Here is an 18656-nt window from a genome sequence, read left to right as displayed (position 1 = left end):
CGGCAGCGTCAGTAACCGGCGGGACTGCCCTCTTTTTCGTATTCGCGCCAGAATTACTGCCAGCCCATTCTCTCTATGAGCGACTGAATTTGGCCGATATGATGGCGGCCATGCCAAGCGTATCTTTGAGCAGCTTCGTGAAGCGTCATCTCGCCGTAAGCAGGTGAAATGACCGTACGTTCGAATTGCTCCGGGGACAGCTTCCGCAGCAGCAGCACAAATCGTTGATGAAGGGCTTCCATGAGCTGAATGGAAATCTCGATCGGAGTGTCGTTAGTATCGCTAAGCTCGGCCCACTCCGCCTGCCTGTAGGAGCTTGCCGTCGGAGTCTCTTCCGTCAGCGCCCGCTTGAAACGTATGTACGCATTCATGTCATTGTCCGCGAGATGGTGCACGATTTGCCGTACGTTCCAGCCCCCCGGACGGTACGGGACCAACAGCTGTTCCGCCGTCAGCGATTGTACCGTAGACCGGAGAATCCCGGGCATTTGGGCAATGTCCTTGATCCATTCCTGCCGATGCTCCTCGGCAGGATGCGGCTCAGCCGCAAATTTTCCGATCGGATACATCAAAGCTTCCATAAGCTCACTCTCCTGCGAGTTCTTGATAGCCGATCCGCGCGGCGCTATCGCACCATGACCGCCCGAATGGCTTCAATGCCTTCCCACATATTCCCCGGTCGATCGAAGATGATCGAGACCGGCGCCTCGCACCCGCTACTCTTCACGATGTCCAGCAGTCTGCCAAATGACTCCGTATCGATGGATCCGTCCGCAAGGTAATCGGGCTTGGCATGAATGGAATGAGCTTGCGGAGCCCCGAAAGCGATACCGGCCTCCTTCTCCTCTTCCGTCAAATTGCCGAAGTCGACGATCGTGGCCTGCTTCTGGCCGAAGCCGACCAGCACCGCCGACCAGCTGCTGATGGTAGAAGTTAGAGAACGGAAGTTTTCCGTCACTATACGAACGCCTTGCGCGGACGCATACGCATCCAGCGAGCGAAGCGCTTCACAGCTGCGGGCGATAGCCGCGGCGTCCCCGGCCGGCTGCTCGCCGGCTACGATCCGGACAGCACGGGCCCCCGCTTGAGCCGCAACGTCGATCCATCCTTGCAAATACCGAATATCGGCTTCCCGTCTCCCCTCATCCGGCGACGAAATATCGCCGTAGTCGACCAACAGCGTATGGAAAATAACGCCGCTCGCCTCAAACGCCGCCTTCAGCTTCTTCACATACGCTTCCTCCGTTGCAGGAAAATGAAAGTGGCATACTTCCAAGAAACGGAACCCCCGCTGCGCCAGTACGGCGGGCAGCTCCAGCAGCTCCATCTCGGCAGGCTGAAACTCTTCGCGGATGGCAGGAGTCCTGCTTGCGTCGTCCCATATCGTCCAGCGCAGCGGGCCCAGAAGCCGGTGCAGGCTCCATGTGCTCAAGGATAAGTGTTCGGATCGGATCATCGTCGCCGTCTCCTCTTTATCGCTATTTTGCAATCATTTCCATCTTAATACGTTTCCCCCGTACCGATCAATGGCAATCTACGAAGCATTATCCTGGCTCCATTCGGCCGGGAGCGTAATCACGAACGCGGTGCCTTGCCCGAGCGTGGAGCTGACCGCCAGCGTACCGCGGTGCGTCTCCACAATCTTCTGCACGGTCGCGAGCCCCAATCCGGTGCCTTCGTAACCGCGGGCATTGTCCAGGCGGCGAAATGCGGAGAAAATGTGCGGGATATCGTCATCCTTCATGCCGATCCCGTTGTCTTCGATACGTATCGCGACGCTGACCCCCGACCTTTCTTCCGGAACGTCCGCCGGAGCTTGCAGTGAAATCCGCACAATCGGCGCACAGTCCGGGCGATGATATTTGATCCCGTTGCCGATCAAATTCTGAAACAGCTGGTACATCTGGGTCGAATCCGCCGCGATCACCGGCAGCTTGTCCAGCACCTGCACCTCCCCGCCGCATTGCTCCAATGTGGCGCTGAGGTCGGCCACGACAAGCCGTACGATCTCATCCAGATCCGCTTCGCTCACGACTGCGGCTTTCGCATTGACCTGCGCGTACGAGAGCAAATCCGCGATCAGCGCCGTCATCCGCCCCGCGGTTTCGGCAATTTGCGATACGTACGCTTTGCCCTTCTCGTTCAGGCCAGCGCTGTGCCGGACAAGCAGCAGCTCGCTCAGCCCGGATATAACGTTCAGCGGGTTGCGAAGATCGTGCGAGACGACTTGAGCGAACTCCTTCAAGCTTTCATTGCTTCGCTCAAGCTCGGACTGAATACATTCCAGCTCTTTCTTCCGCATATTTAGCTCCAGGAACACCCTCACCTTGCTAAGCAAAATATCCGGGTTGACAGGCTTGAACAAGTAATCGACGGCTCCGCTCTCGTAACCCTTGAACACGCTCTGCTCCTCTTTATTGCTGGCCGTCACGAATATGATCGGGATCTGTTTCGTCTCCTCGTTGCTGCGCAGAATCTCGGCGAGCTCGAAGCCGTCCATCTCCGGCATATGTACGTCGAGTAGGATCAGGGCGAAATCGTGCCGAAGCGTCAGCGAAAGCGCCTCGTTGCCGGAGGAGGCGACGAACAATTCGCACTCCAGGGACTGCAATATCCGCTGCATGGCAATCAAATTTTCTTTGCGATCGTCCACGATCAGCATTTTCAGTTCGGGAGTCCGCCGTTCCCCAATACGATTCATCTAACGTTCATCCTCCTCCTACCTTATCGCTTTCGGCTTCACGTCGGCAGCAGCTTACGGAAGATGCGCCACTTGGCCGAAACCGCCTCGAATTCCGGCTCGATGCCGGAGAACTCGATCGATTCTTTGCTGCCGATGCATAAGAAGCCCCGCGGCGCCAAGCTGCCGTTGAATAGGCGGAACACCTGATTCTGCAGCTGCTTGTCAAAATAGATGAGCACATTGCGGCAGAGGATCAGGTGCATCTCGCCGAAGGAGTGGTCCGTCGCCAAATTGTGCTGCGAGAACACGATGTTGCGCTTCAGGTCGTCGTGCATTTTGCCCATTTGATATTTCGCATGGTAGTAGTCCGAGAATGACGAGCGTCCTCCGCTGCGCTGATAGTTCAGCGTAAATTTCCGGATGCTGTCGAGCCCGTAGATGCCCTCCTGCGCGATGTGCAGCGACTCCTGGTTCATATCGGTTGCGTAGATTTGCACCCGGTCATAGAAGCCTTCTTCCTTCAGCACAATCGCCATCGAATATACTTCTTCGCCCGTCGCGCAGCCGGCGTGCCATATTTTCACGAACGGGTACGTCTTGAGAAGGGGGATCACCTTGCTGCGCAGCTCAAGGAAAAATTCCGGATCGCGGAACATCTCCGTCACCGTGACCGACAGCCCGTGCAGCAGCTCGCCGGCGAACGCGTCGTCGTACAGCAGCTTCGGGATCATGTCGGACAAATGCGCGAGCCCCGCCTTTTGCCGGACGAAGTGCAATCTCCGCAGCAAGGAGGAACGGGCATATTGGCGAAAATCATACCCGCACCGCTCATACAGCGCCTGCAGCAAAAGCTCCGTCTCCAGCTTCTCCGTCGCTTTATCGTTCATCCTTATTTAAAGAGCCACACGCGGATCAAGGACAGCAGCTTGTCGGTATCGACCGGTTTGGTCATATAATCGTTGGCTCCCCTTTCGATGCATTTCTCCTTGTCGCCCGTCATCGCCTTCGCCGTCAGCGCGATGATCGGCAGCGACTGGAACCGCGGAATCGCGCGGATGCGTTCCATCGCCTCGTAGCCGTCCATCACCGGCATCATAATGTCCATAATGACAAGCTCGATGTCCGGTTCCCCCTCCAGCTTCTCCAGCGCCAACTGGCCGTTATCGGCCATAATGACCTCAAGACCGTGCTGGCGCAGCACCTTGGAGAGAGCAAACGTATTGCGCAGGTCGTCGTCGACCAGCAGCACCTTGCGGCCGCGCAGCGTATCGTCGGATTCGCGCACCATGCGGATCATTTCCTTATGCTCCGGCGGCAGCGATTTGTGAACGCTGTGCAAGAACAGCGAGACTTCGTCGAGCAGACGATCCGGGGAATTCGCCCCTTTGATGACGATGGAATTTGTAAACCGGTTGAGCTGCTTATACTCGTCCTGCGTCAGTTCTTTGCCGGTATTGACAATAATCGGCGGCAGCTCGCGGTCCTTGTCGCCGACCAGCTTCTGCAGCATTTCGAAGCCGGTCATATCCGGAAGCCTCAAATCGAGAATGACGCAGTCGAAGTGCTGCGACTGCAGCAGGCGAAGCCCCTCCTCGCCGGAGTAAGCGCTTTGAATGCCGATCCGCTTATGCTTCAGAAGCTCGTGAATCGCTTTCTGGCTGCTGAGATCGTCTTCGACGACGAGCACCTGCTGAATGCGTTCGTTCAGCACGTTCTCGATTTTGCCGAAGACGGCGTCGATATCCTCCGCGCTGATCGGCTTCGACAGGAAGCCGATTGCGCCGCGGTGCAGCGAATCGAAGCTGCGGTCCTTGGCGGAAATAATGTGCACCGGGATATGCCTGGTTTCGTTATGAAACTTTAGATGGTCCAGCACCTTGATACCGTCCATATCCGGCAAGCCGAGATCGAGCAGCACCGCACTCGGCACGTATTGCTTGGCCAGCTGCAGAGCGCTGAAGCCGTCTTTGGCCGCCAGGCAGCGGAAGCCCTTCTTGCGCGACATGTCCATCAAGATTTGGGCAAAATCGGGGTCGTCCTCAATGATCAGAATCGACTTGCCCTGAGCCGGCACACCGATCATATCCCGATCGTCCGGGATGTACATGTTCTCCCGCGGGGAGACGGCTTCCGCCGCATCCGGTTCGGCCGAAGCGGCCACGAGCATGGAAGCCGCCTCCACCGGGGGACTACTTTTCGCTGAAGTGCCGCTGCCCGGGACCGCTCCGCGATAAGGCAAAATGAATGTGAAGCGGCTGCCTTCGCCTTCCTCGCTCCGCATCCGAATTTCGCCTCCCAGCAGCTTCGCCAGCTCGCGCGAAATCGTCAGGCCGAGACCCGTTCCGCCGTATTTCCGGCTAGTCGTGCCGTCCGCCTGCTGGAACGCTTCGAATATCGCCTTCTGCTTGTCCGCCGCAATGCCGATCCCGGTATCCGTTACCGTAAAAGCAATCCCGCCGTCATCTTGCGCAAGCTCGACTTCAAGCGTTACCGAGCCGGACGACGTAAATTTGATGGCGTTGGAGAGCAGGTTTTTCAAAATTTGCTCGGCACGCTGTCCATCGGTCCGGAACTGCTCCGGGACGCCGTCCGCCCGCCTTACGCGGAATTGCAGTCCTTTCTCCTTCGCCAGCGGCAGGAATTGCGCGTGCATCGCCTGCAGCATCGCATCGATCCGGACATCTTCCAACTGAATATCAAGCTTTCCCGCTTCCACTTTCGACAAGTCCAAAATATCGTTGATCAGCGTAAGCAAGTCGATCCCGCCGCTGTAGATGATTTTCGCCGAATCGATTTGCTCCGCCGACAAGTTGCCCTCTTCGTTCGCCGCCAGCGATTTGGCCAAAATCAACAGGCTGTTCAGCGGCGTCCTCAGTTCATGCGACATGTTAGCCAGAAATTCCGATTTGTATTTGCTCGCCAGCTCCAGCTCCCTGGCCTTCTCCTCCAGCTCCTGCCGGGAACGCTCAATCAGCTCGTTCTGCTTCTCGATATCCGCTCTGCGCAGCTCCAGGTAATGCGTCTTCTCCTCCAGTTCTTCGTTAATCGCCTGCAGCTCTTCGCTCTGCACCCGCATTTTTTCCTCGGACATCCGCAGCATCTGCGCTTGCTCCTCAAGCTCCTCGTTCGCCGTACGCAGCTCCTCCTGCTGGGCTTGCAGCTCTTCGGTCAGCTCCCGGGAACGGCGGAGCAGCTCTTCGGTCCGCTGGCGGCTGCTCACGCTTTGCAGCACGACGCCGAGCGACTGGGCCAGCTGCTCTAACAGATCGTGCTGGATGTCGGTAAACGGGTTGAAGGAGGCGAGCTCGATGACGCCAAGCACTTCGTTCTCATACATAATCGGCACCACGGTAATTTGCAGCGGCTTCGCCTCGCCAAGTCCCGATTGAATCGGCACATAGTCGCCCGGGACGTTCGTCAGTACGATCGGCTTCTTCTCGAGCACGCATTGTCCGACTAGCCCTTCGCCCGGACGAATGCGGGCCGACACCGACTTGCGCTCCTTAAACGCATAGCTGCCGAGCAGGACGTAATCCTCCGATTCCTTGCCCCGGCCGTCCTGCTCCTTCACATAAAAGACGCCCTGCCCCGCTTCCACAAGCTTGGCAATTTCCGAGATCAGCATCGTCGCGAGACGCTGCATTTGGGTGACGCCCTGGGACAGCCCCACTAAGCGGGCCAGCTCGGTCTTCAGCCAGTACTGCTTGGCATTCGTTTCCTTCGACTCCTTGAGCGCTTCGAGCATGCGAATCAATGCGATGCTGAGCTGGTCGCGGTCCGAGCGCGGCACGATCGTTTGCTCGTATTCGCCCATTGAAATGCGGTCCGCCTGTGCGATCACTTCACGGAAGCTGGCCACCATCTGATTGAAGCCGTCCGTCAGCTCCCCGATTTCGTCTTTCGTAACGTCATCCACCCGGATATCCGTCTCACCCTGCAGAATAAGTACCGTCGATCGTTGCAAGGCGCGGATTTGGCGGACCATCGTTCTCGAAACGGCGACGATGACGAGCAGGGAAACGGCAAACACGAACACATTAATGAGAATCACCGTCACCAGCGCCCGGATCGCTCCCGCTTGGACGGTTTCCATCGTTTGCAGCAGCTCTTTCGCCAGTCCGTCCTCCACTTGCTTGAGCAAGTCGATCTTCACGGTCGACAGCTCATACCAACGGTCGCCGTCTATGCCCAGCTTCTCGCCTGCCTTGGCTGACTTCGCCTGCGCGAGCATGCGCTGCGCTTCCTGCACATCCCGGCCTTTGACCGTATCCAGATACAGCTTGCGGCCGCCGTCCGAGGCAAACCCAAGCGATATCGATTGGTACAACTTTTGTTCGTTCTCCAGCATGTACAGCTGTTCAATGTCGGTTTGGCTGACCGCCGAATTCGATTGCATGCGATAGACGATAGCCCGCTCTTTGCTGGCCGCCATCTTTTCCTTGGACAAATAAATATAGGAAGACAATAAATTGCCGATTTGTTTATTCGTGCCCGAGAGATTGGCGCTCTCCATAACGAAGTAAAAACCGCTAACGATGTCCAAATAATATTGCAGCACTTCGTCGTCATTTTGCTTGTTTTGATCGATCTGCGTGCGTACCGCCGTCAACTTGTCAAGCGGTGAAAGCGCAGCTTCGAAATCGTTCGCCAACTGCTCGCCCAGCGCAGCGATGCGGTTCGACTGTACCAGCTCGCGCAGGTGCTCGAGCTCTTCGTCCGTCATCCGCCGCTGCTCCAATAACGCATCCAACCGTTCGGCCGTTCTTTGCGTAACGTAGCCGGACACGAGGCCGCGTTCCTTTTGCAGCTCGTGGACGAAGTCGTTGGCGGCGATTTCGGCAGCGACTAGCGTCTGGAGCTTGCCGATTACCGTCAGCTCCTTCGATTTATCCGCGATTTCGCTTGTCGAAAAATAAAGCAGGCCGAGTATCGGCACAATGATCATCATAAGCAGCTTGCGGTTGATTCGAGCATTACGCACCCATCGCATCGTCGATATCCTTTCCGGGGTCAAATGAATGATGATTTTCCGTTTAATCATTTCTACATTTATCGACCGGTTTCCTCTTCTTCGGCGCAAGTTCATATAGACGGAAATAACTAGATTTCATAATTTTTAATTTTCCACTAATATTCGCATAAGATTTGTTTGTTAGTTTGTGTAGTATGATGTCGAACCGGAAGGGGCTCATGATGATGGAGAGGTTTAAGTCACTAAGCGATGACGCTTTAGTCACAGCCTTCTGCACCGCAGTGGTGCGCAATTTAGAACAGGAGTTTATCGATATGCTCTACAAAGAAATTTGCTTGCGGGGCATTTCGTACGGCGCGGTCAAGGAGTGCGGCTCCGACTCTCGGTTCCCCCCATCTGTCCAAGACAAATAGGTCTTTTAGGCGAACGTTCCACCCCTTTCGGCATAGCTTACTAACATAGTCTATCGCGAAAGGGAGTGCTGGGCATGCCCAGATACCGCATTATCGTCGATCTTTCCGCACTTCGCTTATATGTGCTCGAGGCCAATAAAGTGGTCAAGGGATATCCTATAGCCGCCGGCGCCATATTGACTCGCACACCGACCGGCCAATTCTATGTCGTGAATAAAGCGCCTAATCCGGGCGGGCCTTTCGGCGCCTACTGGCTCGGATTGTCGAAGCCTCATTACGGCATTCACGGCACGAACAACGAATCCTCGATCGGCAAGCGCGTATCGCACGGCTGCATTCGGATGCACAACGCGGACGTGAAGGAGCTGGCCAAGCTCATACCGGTCGGAACGTCGGTGACGATACGCAGATAGAAGCCTTGGTTGGATAACGAGGTTGCGGGGTTATGTGGTTATTTTGGTTAGGAACAGGGTTTGGGATTACAGGGTTGCAGGGTTTCAGGGTTTCAGGGTTTCAGGGTTTCAGGGTTTCAGGGTTGCAGGGTTTCAGGGTTGCAGGATTTCAGGATTTCAGGATTTCAGGGTTTCAGGGTTTCGATTCAAAGCAGCTTTAACAAATATGTTTTCAAATCGACAATTCGGTCCGTATCGGGTTGTTCATGTGTACCTGCAACAATGAGAGGCACTAGCGATTCTACCGAATGGAAGGAGCCGTGGGCGCCTCCCTTGTGTTTTGGCGAATACCGGTCGCACAGCTCATACCCGCATTTGGCCGTTACGACCAGTTTGTCCCCTTCATGAGAGTTCAGCGCTGCGAGCAGCCGCTCCAATCCGTCCGGAAATCGGCCGTATTCCAGTGAATTTCCGCCTGTGAGGCGCAAATCCAGTACGTCCGGCTGTCCGTCCAGCGTCCAGCATTGCCCATATTTGTCGGTCAAGCCGCCACCCCGTTTAAACGTAAGCTCCTCCTGCGATTCAGTGTTTCGCACAACGACTCTTCCTTCTTCGCACCATGCGACAATATCGATCCGTTTGTCCGTAAGCACGGCCGAGGCAAGCTCTCTATAAGTAATATGGCTCGATCGTTTGTAGACGTAAGCCATCGTTTCGTTAACGGCCAGCACGAGATCGGTTTGCGCATTCGGGGAATGGCCGGTGTGCAGAACACGATACGGCTGCAGCAGCCGGTCGAGCCGAACGTACGGCTGTTCCGAATTCGACTTGATGGCCGAGACGCCGCTGTCCCCCATGATCACGAGCGTAAGCCGGTCCAGCAGCCGTTCGGGCGAGTCCTCGATGTACAGTAGCCGGCTAAGCTGCTTGTCAGCCTGTTCAACGGTCGCGAATTCCGACGGTCCGTTCTTGTGCGACGGCTTGTCGATATCGGGAAAATATACATACGTAAACTTGGGCAGAGCATTCGTCTTCAGCAGATGGAGGACGGTTTCCAATGCAAAAGCGGTATTGAAGCCGAACCGCACGAAGGGTCCATCGGGCAGCCGGATGCGCTCCCTGAGCGGATTGGCGAAGCGGGCGAATGAAAAATAGTCCGGAGCCTTCACCACTTTTGTCTTTGGCAAGGAGGAGACGAGGCGGATCCACCACGGCATATGCAGCGACTGAGTCGCAGAACCCCGGTATATCGTTCCGTTAATGGAACCCGAGCTTATCCCTGCTTGCCCGAGCTCTTCGAAAATCGTAGGCGTACCCGGATGAAGATGCGTTTCATTCAATTCCAGCATCGAGCTGTGCAGCACGCGGGAGACGCCATGCTTGAGCAGCTCCAACGGGCCTGTTCCGTAATTGATCAGCCGCTCCTCTCCCGTGTTGTACCAGATTAATCCCGGAACCCGGTGCCGGTCCGGATACGTGCCCGTCAGCAGCGTGCTGTCGATCGTGACCGACATCGTCGGGAAGGAACTGATCAGATTCGGATAAAACTGACCGTGTTCGATCAGGTAGCGGAAGGCCGGCAGCCGGCCCTGAGCGATCCCTTCATGAATGGTGGAGGAGAGCAGCGAATCGATCACGATCAGCATAACAGGCTTGGACCCTGCGGGCATAAACGTATCACTCCTTATCACGGTTACGAACAAAGCGGAGTACTTCGCTTCGATTCGATTAGTTTGTGACTTGTGACCAGAATTATCCACAATGTGATCCGTACCCGCAGGGTGTGGTCCATGAAGTGCTGCTACAACGGTTTTGGGCGGTCTTGTTGCGCTGCGGTGGGCCGTGCGGGTACTGAACAACGCCCTCTTGGGCCTTGTTGCGTTGCGGTGAGCAGCGCGGGTGCTGCTACAACGCCCTTTTGGGCCTTGTTGCTCCGCGGCAAACCGCGCACGCGCTGCTACAACGCCCTTTTGGGCCTTGTTGCGCTGCGGTGGGCCGTGCGGGTACTGCAACAACGCCCTTTTGGGCCTTGTTGCTTCGCGGCATGCCGTGTGCGTGCTGCTACAACGCCCTTTTGGGCCTTGTTGCTCCGCGGCAAACCGCGCACGTGCTGCTACAACGCCCTTTTGGGCCTTGTTGCTCCGCGGCAAGCTACGCACGTGCTGCTACAACGCCCTTTTGGGCCCTGTTGTGCTGCGGTGGGCAGCGCGGGTGCTGCAACAACGCCCTTTTGGGCCTTGTTGCTCCGCGGCAAGCCATGCGCGCGCTGCTACAACGCCCTTTTGGGCCTTGTTGCGCTGCGGTGAGCCGCGCGGGTACTGCAACAACGCCCTTTTGGGCCTTGTTGTGCTCCGTGGGCAGCGCGGGTGCTGTTCCAACGCCCTTTTGGGCCTTGTTACGCTGCGGCATGCCGTGCGTGTGCTGCAACAACGCCCTTTTGGGCCTTGTTGCTCCGCGGCAAACCGCGCACGTGCTGCTTCAACGCCCTTTTGGGCCTTGTTGCTCCGCGGCAAACCGCGCGGGTACTGCTACAACGCCCTTTTGGGCCTTGTTGCTCTGCGGCAAACCGCGCATGTGCTGCTACAACGTCCTTTTGGGCCTTGTTGCTCCGCGGCATGCCGTGCATGTGCTGCAACAACGCCCTTTTGGGCCTTGTTGCTCCGCGGCAAGCCGTGCGCGCGCTGCTACAACGCCCTTTTGGGCCTTGTTGCTCCGCGGCAAACCGCGCGGGTACTGCTACAACGCCCTTTTGGGCCTTGTTGCTCTGCGGCAAACCGCGCATGTGCTGCTACAACGTCCTTTTGGGCCTTGTTGCTCCGCGGCAAGCCGTGCGCGTGCTGCAACAACGCCCTTTTGGGCCTTGTTGCTCCCCGGCAAACCGCGCACGTGCTGCTACAACGCCTTTTTGGGCGGTCTCGGGCTGTCCTGGCACCCTAGAGACGTAAAGACGACCCTTTTCGGGCGGTCTTGGGTCATCGTGGCACCTTGGAGCTGAAAAGACGACCCTTTTTGGGCGGTCTTGGGTCGTCGTGGACCATGTTCCTCCCCCGCAAGCCGACAGCCCCGCCCCCCGCTACAACGCCCTTCCGGGCCTTGTTGCGTAAAAAAATAAGCGTACCCCGCCATAGCGGAATACGCCCCCAACTTACCCTATATAGATCGTAACGCAGTTCCTCCCCTTACGCTTCGATGTGTACAGCGCTTTATCGGCGCTCTTGTATATCGTCTCCTCGCTTCCGGAAGCGGCCGCCACCGCAATGCCCAGCGACACGGTGACGAACTCGCTGGTTGCGCTGCAGCGGTGCGGAATGCACAGCGCTTCTACGCTGGCTCGAATCTTGTGTGCCAGCTCATAGGACTGCTGCGCGTCAAGACCGGCGCACAGAACGCCGAACTCTTCTCCGCCAAGCCGGAATGCCGTGCAGCCCGTCCCGACCAGCTGCTCCCGAATGACCGCCCCAAGCTTGCGAAGGACAGTGTCCCCTTCAAAGTGCCCATACGTATCGTTATATTTTTTGTAATAATCGATATCGAGCAAAAACAGCGACAACGGCTCTCCCGCAGCCGAAGCCCGGTCGACCTCGCGGCCGAACACGTCGCTGAAGTGTCTGCGATTGTACAAGCCGGTCAGCTCATCCGTTATGGAAAGCTGCTCGATCCGCTTCTTATCCGTAATGTTATGGCCGATGAACGCGTATCCGGCAATCCGCCCTTGGTCCTTCACCGGTTCGACGGTGATATCGAGCCAGAGCGTGCTCCCGTCCTTCGTAATCTGCACCAGCTCGCCCTTCCATACCGTATCCGCCGCGGCCTGCAGCTCCCACAGCCGGGTAGAAGAGCTCGCAGGACCGGCCGGCACCAGAAACCCGTGGTTCCTGCCGGCAAGCTCTTCCTTCGTATACCCCGAGATGCGGCAAAACTCCTCGCTGACGGACGTAATTTGCCCAGCGGTATCGGTATGCATAATCATGACATGCTTATCGACGATATCGATATATTTGTTCAACTGCTCATTCTTGTCTTCCAGCTGCTCCGTCCGTTCGGCTACAAGCTCCTCCAGCCTGAAGCGGTGCGTTCGAAGCTCCTCTTCCGCCCGTTTACGCTCCGTAATGTCCTTTACCGTACCGAGAATCGCCGGCCTCTCCGAATATTGGATGACCGCCGCCTTAAAGATGGCGATGATCTCCCTGCTAATCTCGGGATGCGTCAGCCGGATTTCGTATTCGGCAAACTCGCCCTCCCCATTCAACAGCCCTTTATGGTATTGGCGGGCAATCGGCAAGTCTTCATGGTGTACATAACGCTCAAACCGATCGCCGGTCAGTAAGTCGACCGTGCTTCCGACCATATCCGCCATCGCTTCGTTCACGAAGACGAAACGATCGTTTTGAACAATGACGATTCCGTCCATCAAATGACCGACGAGCTCGCGATATTTCTCTTCCGATCGTTCCAGGTCGGAGTACAGGCTTGCATTTTCCAGGGAGTACACCATTTCGCGGGACAGCAAGTCGATCGTCTGCAGCCTCTCTTTGGTAAAGGCGCCACTGACCAAATTATTTTCCAAATAGATGATGGCCGTCACCTTGTTCTGGTTCATGAGCGGCATACACAGCACCGACTTCGGCCGGTATTGGAGCAAATACGGATCGTGCCGATACGGGTGGTCCGATTCCGCATCGTCCAGGATGACCGTCTCTTGCTTCTCCGCCGCTGCGTCAAACATACTTTTCGGGTAGAAATCATATTCGTTGCCGTCATACTTCGTGACCCGAATGGCGTCGCCCTCGGCCTCATACTCGCCTTCGACAACCAGCCCCGAACCGGTCATGACCCGAATGCAGCCGCGCTGCGCTCCGGCGTTCACAATAACGATCTCCATCAACGTATTCAGCAGCTGGCCGAGCCCGATCTCCTTCGACAGCGCTTGGGAAGCCATCATAATCGTACGAATGTCGATGCTCTCCACCGTCACGCTGATCGTGCCGTCCACCGGAGCCGGGATGCGGGCCGCTGCCGCGGAATGCACGCCGTAGTCCCTCTCCAGCTGCCGAACCTTGCCTTTCGCTCCCCAGACGGAGTAATAATATGCGGCTTGGCGAAAATAATAGAGGGCAAGATCCTGATAATCCTTATCCCGGTAATACTTGCCGGCCAGCTCGTTCGACAGCGCCTTGTAGCGGATGAAGCTGCCTTCGCCGGCCAGCTGCACGGCCTTCTGATACAGTGTCTCCGCTCTGCCGCCGCTTCCCGTCAATCTTGCCCATTCGGCCTGCATCATGACGTACTACAGCAGGAAGTTGTCCGGAAAATGCGCAGCCCACTTCTTCATCCGGCCAAGCTCCTTGCGCATCCGCAGACGAGCTCCAGGCTTCTCGCTCCACTTCATGCCGGGATAGCAGGCAGCCAGGCTCAAGAACGAATAAAGTGAGAACTCCTCCATAAAAGCCGAGCCGGCCAAAGTGCCGATATGCTTATCGGCTTCCTCCAAGTACGCCAGCGCCTCCCGGTACTTCCCGAACGTATACAAAATTTGCACTTTGCTCACGTAGTAAATGGCAATGCCCGAGTAGTACTTCGCTTCCGTCAGCTGCCGCAAATAGTCCGCCTCGGAAAAAGAAGCGTCATCGAAGGATAGCGGGTCACTCAGCTCCCCGGCCAGACTGAGAAACTTTTGCCGGGCCAGTCTTGCCGTAGCGAGCGCTTCTTTGTACTTGGTGTTCTGGATCATCGCGATCGTACGAACGCTATCCTGCAAATACCGTTCGATTTCCATAGACGGATTCCACAAATTCATATAGTAGCAAGCGTGGGCAAGATACAACAGATCGCCCGACTTCAAAGAAGACTCGATCGCCTTCTTATACTTGGCTTCAAGCGTGTCCCACGGGGCGCTCCAGCTGTAGCTGAACAGCGTATAGAGCACGCTGACCAGGCTGCGCCACTGGATATCGTTAAATTTCTCGTTGAGCTGCACAGCCAGGTCGCCGTACCGCTTCGCCCCTTTCAGATCGCCCAAGCCCGACAGCAGAATCGCAAAACCGACGTATGCTCCCGCCGATTCCGGCGCGTTCCCGTAGGTAGCGGACAAATATGTTTTCCTGAGCACGACCCATCCGAACAAATTCGTCTCTCCGGAAATGAACGCCGGCGGAATAAAGCTGACGAGCAGCTTCATCATCAGCCTGACCTGTCGATCCGAAATCGTCGGACCGGCCAGCAGCTGCTCGGCCGTTTTGCCGCGCAGAGCGAGCTTCACCCGGATGAGCTCCCTGAGCACTTTGCCCATGCCGACCTTATTCGGAACATTCAGCCCCAAAGCTTTCAACCCGAGCTTCCCGGCAGCGATCGATTCGCTCATCATTCCTAAATACGTATAATGATTCGCTTGCATTTCGTATACGAGAGCGGTCTCCATCGGCGTTCGCGCAAAGCGGATCAGCTCGCGGCAGGCGTCCTCCGCGGTCTGCAGCCGATGGGTCAAATAGGCGCATTCGCTGTACAGCTTGAAGATCTCAAATGTACGCTCATACTGCGCGGACCAAGCACCGTCCGGCAGCAGACCGATGGCGACCTCCAACAATTGGAATGACGTATCGTAGCCGAAAGCGTCCTTCGCCCGCTTTGCCGCCCGCAGGTTCACGTCCACGATCGTTTCCAGCTCATCCGCGCCCGCTGCATAGTCCAGCCCTTTGTTCAGATGGCCTGCAATATCGATCAGTTTCTCTTCCGTCTCCTTCAAGGAGAGCTGCTCCAGCATCAGCCTGCCGATCTTCAGATGCAGCCGCTTCCGCGTCTCCACATCGATCGTTTGATACAACGCCTGCTGAATCTTGTCATGCCGGAAGGAGAACGGAATTTCCAGACTGTCCAAGCTAAGTCCGTATTCTTCGGCAATCGTGCCGAGCACCCGGTAATTGCCGTTGAGCGGAACGATCACGTCCTCGTCCACTGCATGAACGAGCGCAGCCGTGAGCGTCTTGGTATCCATGCCGCTGATCAGGGAAAGCAGCGCCCAATCAAACTGCTGGCCGATCATCGCGCTGAGGCTGAGCACCGTTCGGACGTGTTCGGGCAGCCGATTGGTTTGAGCGATCAAATATTCGACGATATCGTTGCTGAGCGTCAATCCGCCGAGCCGCTCCTGCCGGATCACCCATGTCCCGCGCGTAGGATCGAAATAAACAACCCCTTGCTTATGCAAATCCTTCAGCAGCTCACCGACGAAGAACGGGTTACCTTTCGTCGTACTGCAGACGATCCGGCACAGCTTCCTCCCCGAAGCCGAATTCGCTGCAGCTCCGAGCGTATCTTCAAGCAGCTTGCCGACGTCTTCGTCCGTCAGCGGCAGGAGGTGAATCCGCTTCACCTCCTGCTCCTTGGCGATTTGCTCAACCGCTTCCATAAGCGGATGCCCGTCGGACAACTCATTATGCCGGAATGAGGCGACGACGAGCAGACGCCGCAAGCTGGTCGAGCCGACCAGCCGCTCCAGCAGCTGAATGCTGGACATATCGGCCCATTGCATATCGTCAAGGAACAGCACCAGCGGCTTCTCGTTGTAGGTCAATGCTTCTATGAATTGAAGCAGCGACAGGAAGAAGCGGTTCGTCTCTTCCGTCGGATTCAGCGGCTCGCTGGGCGGCTGGGTGCCGATCAGCGACTCCAGCTCCGGCAGCAAGCCGACGAGCAGCCCCCCGTTCTCGCCCAGCCGTTCGGATAACGATTGTCTCAGCAGCTCCACCTGAGCGGCTTCGCCGCTCTTCAGCTGCGAGAGCAGCGTCCGGAACGCGTAGATCATAGCGCTGTACGGAATATGCCGATTGTACTGGTCAAATTTGCCCTGAATGAAAAATCCCCGTGAACGGCTCACCAAGCTGTGCAGCTCCCCGACGAGAGCCGTCTTGCCGATGCCGGCTTCGCCCGAGACGAGCATGAGCTGAGAGCGCTCTCTCAAGCACGATTCAAACGCTTCCCCCAGCTCCCTCAGCTCTTTCTCCCGGCCATACAGCTTCTGCGAGAGCTGAAACACATCCAGACGATCCTCCCGCCCGGGGACGAACCCCTCTTCCTCGCGCTGCAGGCACCGCCGCAAATCCGCCTTCAAGCCGAATGCGCTCCGGTACCGGTCCTCCGGCGACTTCTCGAGCAGCTTCATAATAACGTCCGACAACGGCTTCGGCACGTTCCCGCGCGTAAGCTCGTGCGGCGGAACCGGACGCTTCGCAATAATCGCATACACCTGGTCCATAATGGAGCCGGATCCGTGCGGCCTAACACCGGTGAACATCTCGTAAAACATGACGCCCAGCGAATAATAATCCGACCGGTAGTCGATGCTTCGGTTCATCCGGCCGGTCTGCTCTGGTGAAATATACGGCAGCGTTCCCTGTAATAAGCCGGAGTTTTGAAACTCCGTCTTCTCTTTCGCAAGCTTCACCGACATGTCGAAGTCGATGATTTTAATTTCGCCGGTTTGCAGATTCACGATCATATTGGAGGGCTTCAAATCTTTGTGGATAACCCGCTGCTCATGAATGCCGCCGACAATATCCACGATTTGCAGCGCCAGCTTCAGCAGCGTCTCCTGCTCGCGCACGCTTTCGGTCAGCCAATCCTTCAGCGTCTGGCCGGGGATATTTTCCAGCACCATGACCAGATAGCCGCTCTGCTCTTCCAGCTTGACCGGCTTCACGACGCCGCTCACCTTCGGACTCAGCTCGACGAGGATGCGATACTCCTGCTTGAACCGCATAATCTCTTCATAGCTCGCAGCATCGGCCCGGAGCGCCTTGGCGATAAAGGGCTGCCCCGTCTCGGTGTCCCGGCACAGGCAAACGAGCTTGCTGCCGCTGTTGCAGAGCAGTTCTTTCACTTCATATTTCAAACCTTTGACCATGGGCAAAGCCACCTTTACTTCGCAGAGCTGTCAGTAACATCAAAGTTGTCGTCGAATTGAAACACCTTGGCTGCGAACAGCCAGAGGATCCAGCAGTTCACACCAAAGAATAAATACCCAAAGTAACCGAGAATCGGCATTTCCGAAAAAATATGTATCTTGTCCAAATAAGGCACCGAATACTTCCAGAAGTTCGGATTCGTCGGCTCGGTGCCGTGGAACCACTTGCTGCCGAAATTCCAGAACTCCCAAAAAAATCCGTTAAACAACGTTGCAATTGCAATCAAAATGAGCGGAGACCAATTGCCCTGCTTGAGCGACGAAAATGGCGTCCAATACCCGAGCAGCATCATCGCGGCCGACAGCAGCGGTACGAGCGCCACCCACAGCACCCAGAACAGCTGGAACGGGAACAAGCCCATCCCCAGAGCGAGCAGAAGTCCCACTATATAAAACGCAATCAGCATCGGCTTTGTTGCGCCCAGCTTCGGCCCGTCGCTGTAACGGTCGCGGAAAGCGGAGAACGTCTTGAGCAGCAAGTACCATTCGACAATGGCCGGAAGCACCGTCGTATATGACATGGAAAACCAGAAGATGTTGCCGAAATTTGTCAATATCGTATTATTCGGATAGTACCAATTTTCCATGACGAAAAAGTTCAAATACTCGAACGCATACCAGGAAAAGCACGATACGACGGCCAGCAGCTGCAGCGTCTTCGGCTTGCTGGACAGCAGCGATACGCCGCCATTGCGCTTATAGACGATACCGTCCAGCACCAAAATGAACGACCACCACAGCGGCACGAACGTATAATGCTCAATAAATTCGAAGCCTTTGAACCGCCCCCACATGAACAGCCAGCTTAGCCCGAGTACCGGCAAGCTCCACCAGAACCATGACGGATATGAGGCCGAAGGCCTAGGCGGAATCGGCTTCGCCGGCTTGAACCCGAACCATCCGGGAAACGCAAGAAAGAGCACAATGCCAAGTGCGACCGTACAGCCGAAAATAAAGAACGGCAAGTTGAACCCCGGGTCCGGAACGGCCATCAAGGCCGGAAATTCGCCATATCCGGGCGGATACCCGTCCCAACGCACTATGGATCCGATCCAGGGTAACGTGAAAATAGCAGCAAACGTGATGAGCAAAAACAGCAGCTTCTTCATATTCCTCCTCCTAGTTACCTAGTTCATTAGCTGTAATTTCTAAATTATTCGCCAAATCACGACAGATTTCCTTCTCCATCATAAAATGAATATACTGTAAAATGTGTTCGCATCGGTTTATGTAATCT

11 protein-coding genes are annotated in these 18656 nt (G+C 56.3%); 2 read left to right on the top strand and 9 right to left on the bottom strand.

Annotation, left to right across the window (positions count from 1 at the left end):
• Window positions 1-53 precede the first annotated feature (53 nt).
• The 5 genes from ACFFK0_RS14585 to ACFFK0_RS14565 form a co-directional block, all read right to left on the bottom strand.
• The gene (locus ACFFK0_RS14585) at window positions 54-581 is read right to left on the bottom strand and encodes a YfiT family bacillithiol transferase (RefSeq protein ID WP_377470987.1); all 528 of its coding nucleotides are present in this window, start codon (window positions 579-581) and stop codon (window positions 54-56) included.
• A 44-nt stretch (window positions 582-625) separates the two neighbouring features.
• Entirely contained in the window at window positions 626-1456 is an 831-nt protein-coding gene (locus ACFFK0_RS14580; protein WP_377470986.1) for a sugar phosphate isomerase/epimerase family protein, read from the bottom strand.
• A 78-nt stretch (window positions 1457-1534) separates the two neighbouring features.
• A complete protein-coding gene (locus ACFFK0_RS14575; RefSeq protein ID WP_377470985.1) occupies window positions 1535-2701 on the bottom strand; it encodes a sensor histidine kinase in 1167 nt (388 codons plus the stop codon).
• A gap of 38 nt (window positions 2702-2739) precedes the next feature.
• Entirely contained in the window at window positions 2740-3570 is an 831-nt protein-coding gene (locus ACFFK0_RS14570; RefSeq protein ID WP_377470984.1) for a CheR family methyltransferase, read from the bottom strand.
• A gap of 2 nt (window positions 3571-3572) precedes the next feature.
• Window positions 3573-7673 (bottom strand): response regulator, encoded by a 4101-nt coding sequence (locus ACFFK0_RS14565; RefSeq protein WP_377470983.1) that lies wholly within the window; start codon window positions 7671-7673, stop codon window positions 3573-3575.
• A 176-nt stretch (window positions 7674-7849) separates the two neighbouring features.
• Here ACFFK0_RS14565 and sda point away from each other — a divergent pair, with 176 nt between their 5' ends.
• Together sda and ACFFK0_RS14555 are read left to right on the top strand one after the other, a co-directional pair.
• Entirely contained in the window at window positions 7850-8068 is a 219-nt protein-coding gene (sda, locus tag ACFFK0_RS14560) for a sporulation histidine kinase inhibitor Sda (RefSeq protein ID WP_377470982.1), read from the top strand.
• Window positions 8069-8142: 74 nt separating this feature from the next.
• Window positions 8143-8481: a L,D-transpeptidase gene (locus ACFFK0_RS14555; RefSeq protein ID WP_377470980.1), complete on the top strand. Its 339-nt coding sequence runs from the start codon at window positions 8143-8145 to the stop codon at window positions 8479-8481.
• Between the two features lie 185 nt (window positions 8482-8666).
• Here ACFFK0_RS14555 and ACFFK0_RS14550 read toward each other — a convergent pair whose 3' ends face one another.
• The 4 genes from ACFFK0_RS14550 to ACFFK0_RS14535 all read right to left on the bottom strand — a co-directional run bounded on the left by ACFFK0_RS14550 (window position 8667) and on the right by ACFFK0_RS14535 (window position 18528).
• Window positions 8667-10130, bottom strand: coding sequence for an alkaline phosphatase family protein (locus tag ACFFK0_RS14550; protein WP_377470979.1), 1464 nt, complete (start codon window positions 10128-10130; stop codon window positions 8667-8669).
• 1475 nt (window positions 10131-11605) lie between these two features.
• The gene (locus ACFFK0_RS14545) at window positions 11606-13741 is read right to left on the bottom strand and encodes a sensor domain-containing diguanylate cyclase (RefSeq protein ID WP_377470977.1); all 2136 of its coding nucleotides are present in this window, start codon (window positions 13739-13741) and stop codon (window positions 11606-11608) included.
• Window positions 13742-13747: 6 nt separating this feature from the next.
• Entirely contained in the window at window positions 13748-17359 is a 3612-nt protein-coding gene (locus ACFFK0_RS14540) for an ATP-binding protein (RefSeq protein ID WP_377470976.1), read from the bottom strand.
• 14 nt (window positions 17360-17373) lie between these two features.
• Entirely contained in the window at window positions 17374-18528 is a 1155-nt protein-coding gene (locus ACFFK0_RS14535; RefSeq protein WP_377470975.1) for a small-conductance mechanosensitive channel, read from the bottom strand.
• Window positions 18529-18656 lie beyond the last annotated feature (128 nt).

The sequence above is a fragment of the Paenibacillus chartarius genome, assembly GCF_042432825.1.
Classification (GTDB): domain Bacteria; phylum Bacillota; class Bacilli; order Paenibacillales; family NBRC-103111; genus Gordoniibacillus; species Gordoniibacillus chartarius.
Note: the sequence above shows the minus strand (reverse complement) of the source record. Positions and strands in the feature narration are given on the sequence as shown.

What these genes read in the sequence shown, in the direction of transcription:
- ACFFK0_RS14535 (WP_377470975.1), bottom strand. Translation starts at nt 18,528, where the DNA reads ATGAAGAAGCTGCTGTTTTTGCTCATCACGTTTGCTGCTATTTTCACG.
- ACFFK0_RS14555 (WP_377470980.1), top strand. Translation starts at nt 8,143, where the DNA reads ATGCCCAGATACCGCATTATCGTCGATCTTTCCGCACTTCGCTTATAT.
- ACFFK0_RS14580 (WP_377470986.1), bottom strand. Translation starts at nt 1,456, where the DNA reads ATGATCCGATCCGAACACTTATCCTTGAGCACATGGAGCCTGCACCGG.
- ACFFK0_RS14565 (WP_377470983.1), bottom strand. Translation starts at nt 7,673, where the DNA reads ATGCGATGGGTGCGTAATGCTCGAATCAACCGCAAGCTGCTTATGATG.
- sda (WP_377470982.1), top strand. Translation starts at nt 7,850, where the DNA reads ATGATGTCGAACCGGAAGGGGCTCATGATGATGGAGAGGTTTAAGTCA.
- ACFFK0_RS14550 (WP_377470979.1), bottom strand. Translation starts at nt 10,130, where the DNA reads ATGCCCGCAGGGTCCAAGCCTGTTATGCTGATCGTGATCGATTCGCTG.
- ACFFK0_RS14540 (WP_377470976.1), bottom strand. Translation starts at nt 17,359, where the DNA reads ATGGTCAAAGGTTTGAAATATGAAGTGAAAGAACTGCTCTGCAACAGC.
- ACFFK0_RS14575 (WP_377470985.1), bottom strand. Translation starts at nt 2,701, where the DNA reads ATGAATCGTATTGGGGAACGGCGGACTCCCGAACTGAAAATGCTGATC.
- ACFFK0_RS14545 (WP_377470977.1), bottom strand. Translation starts at nt 13,741, where the DNA reads ATGATGCAGGCCGAATGGGCAAGATTGACGGGAAGCGGCGGCAGAGCG.
- ACFFK0_RS14585 (WP_377470987.1), bottom strand. Translation starts at nt 581, where the DNA reads ATGGAAGCTTTGATGTATCCGATCGGAAAATTTGCGGCTGAGCCGCAT.
- ACFFK0_RS14570 (WP_377470984.1), bottom strand. Translation starts at nt 3,570, where the DNA reads ATGAACGATAAAGCGACGGAGAAGCTGGAGACGGAGCTTTTGCTGCAG.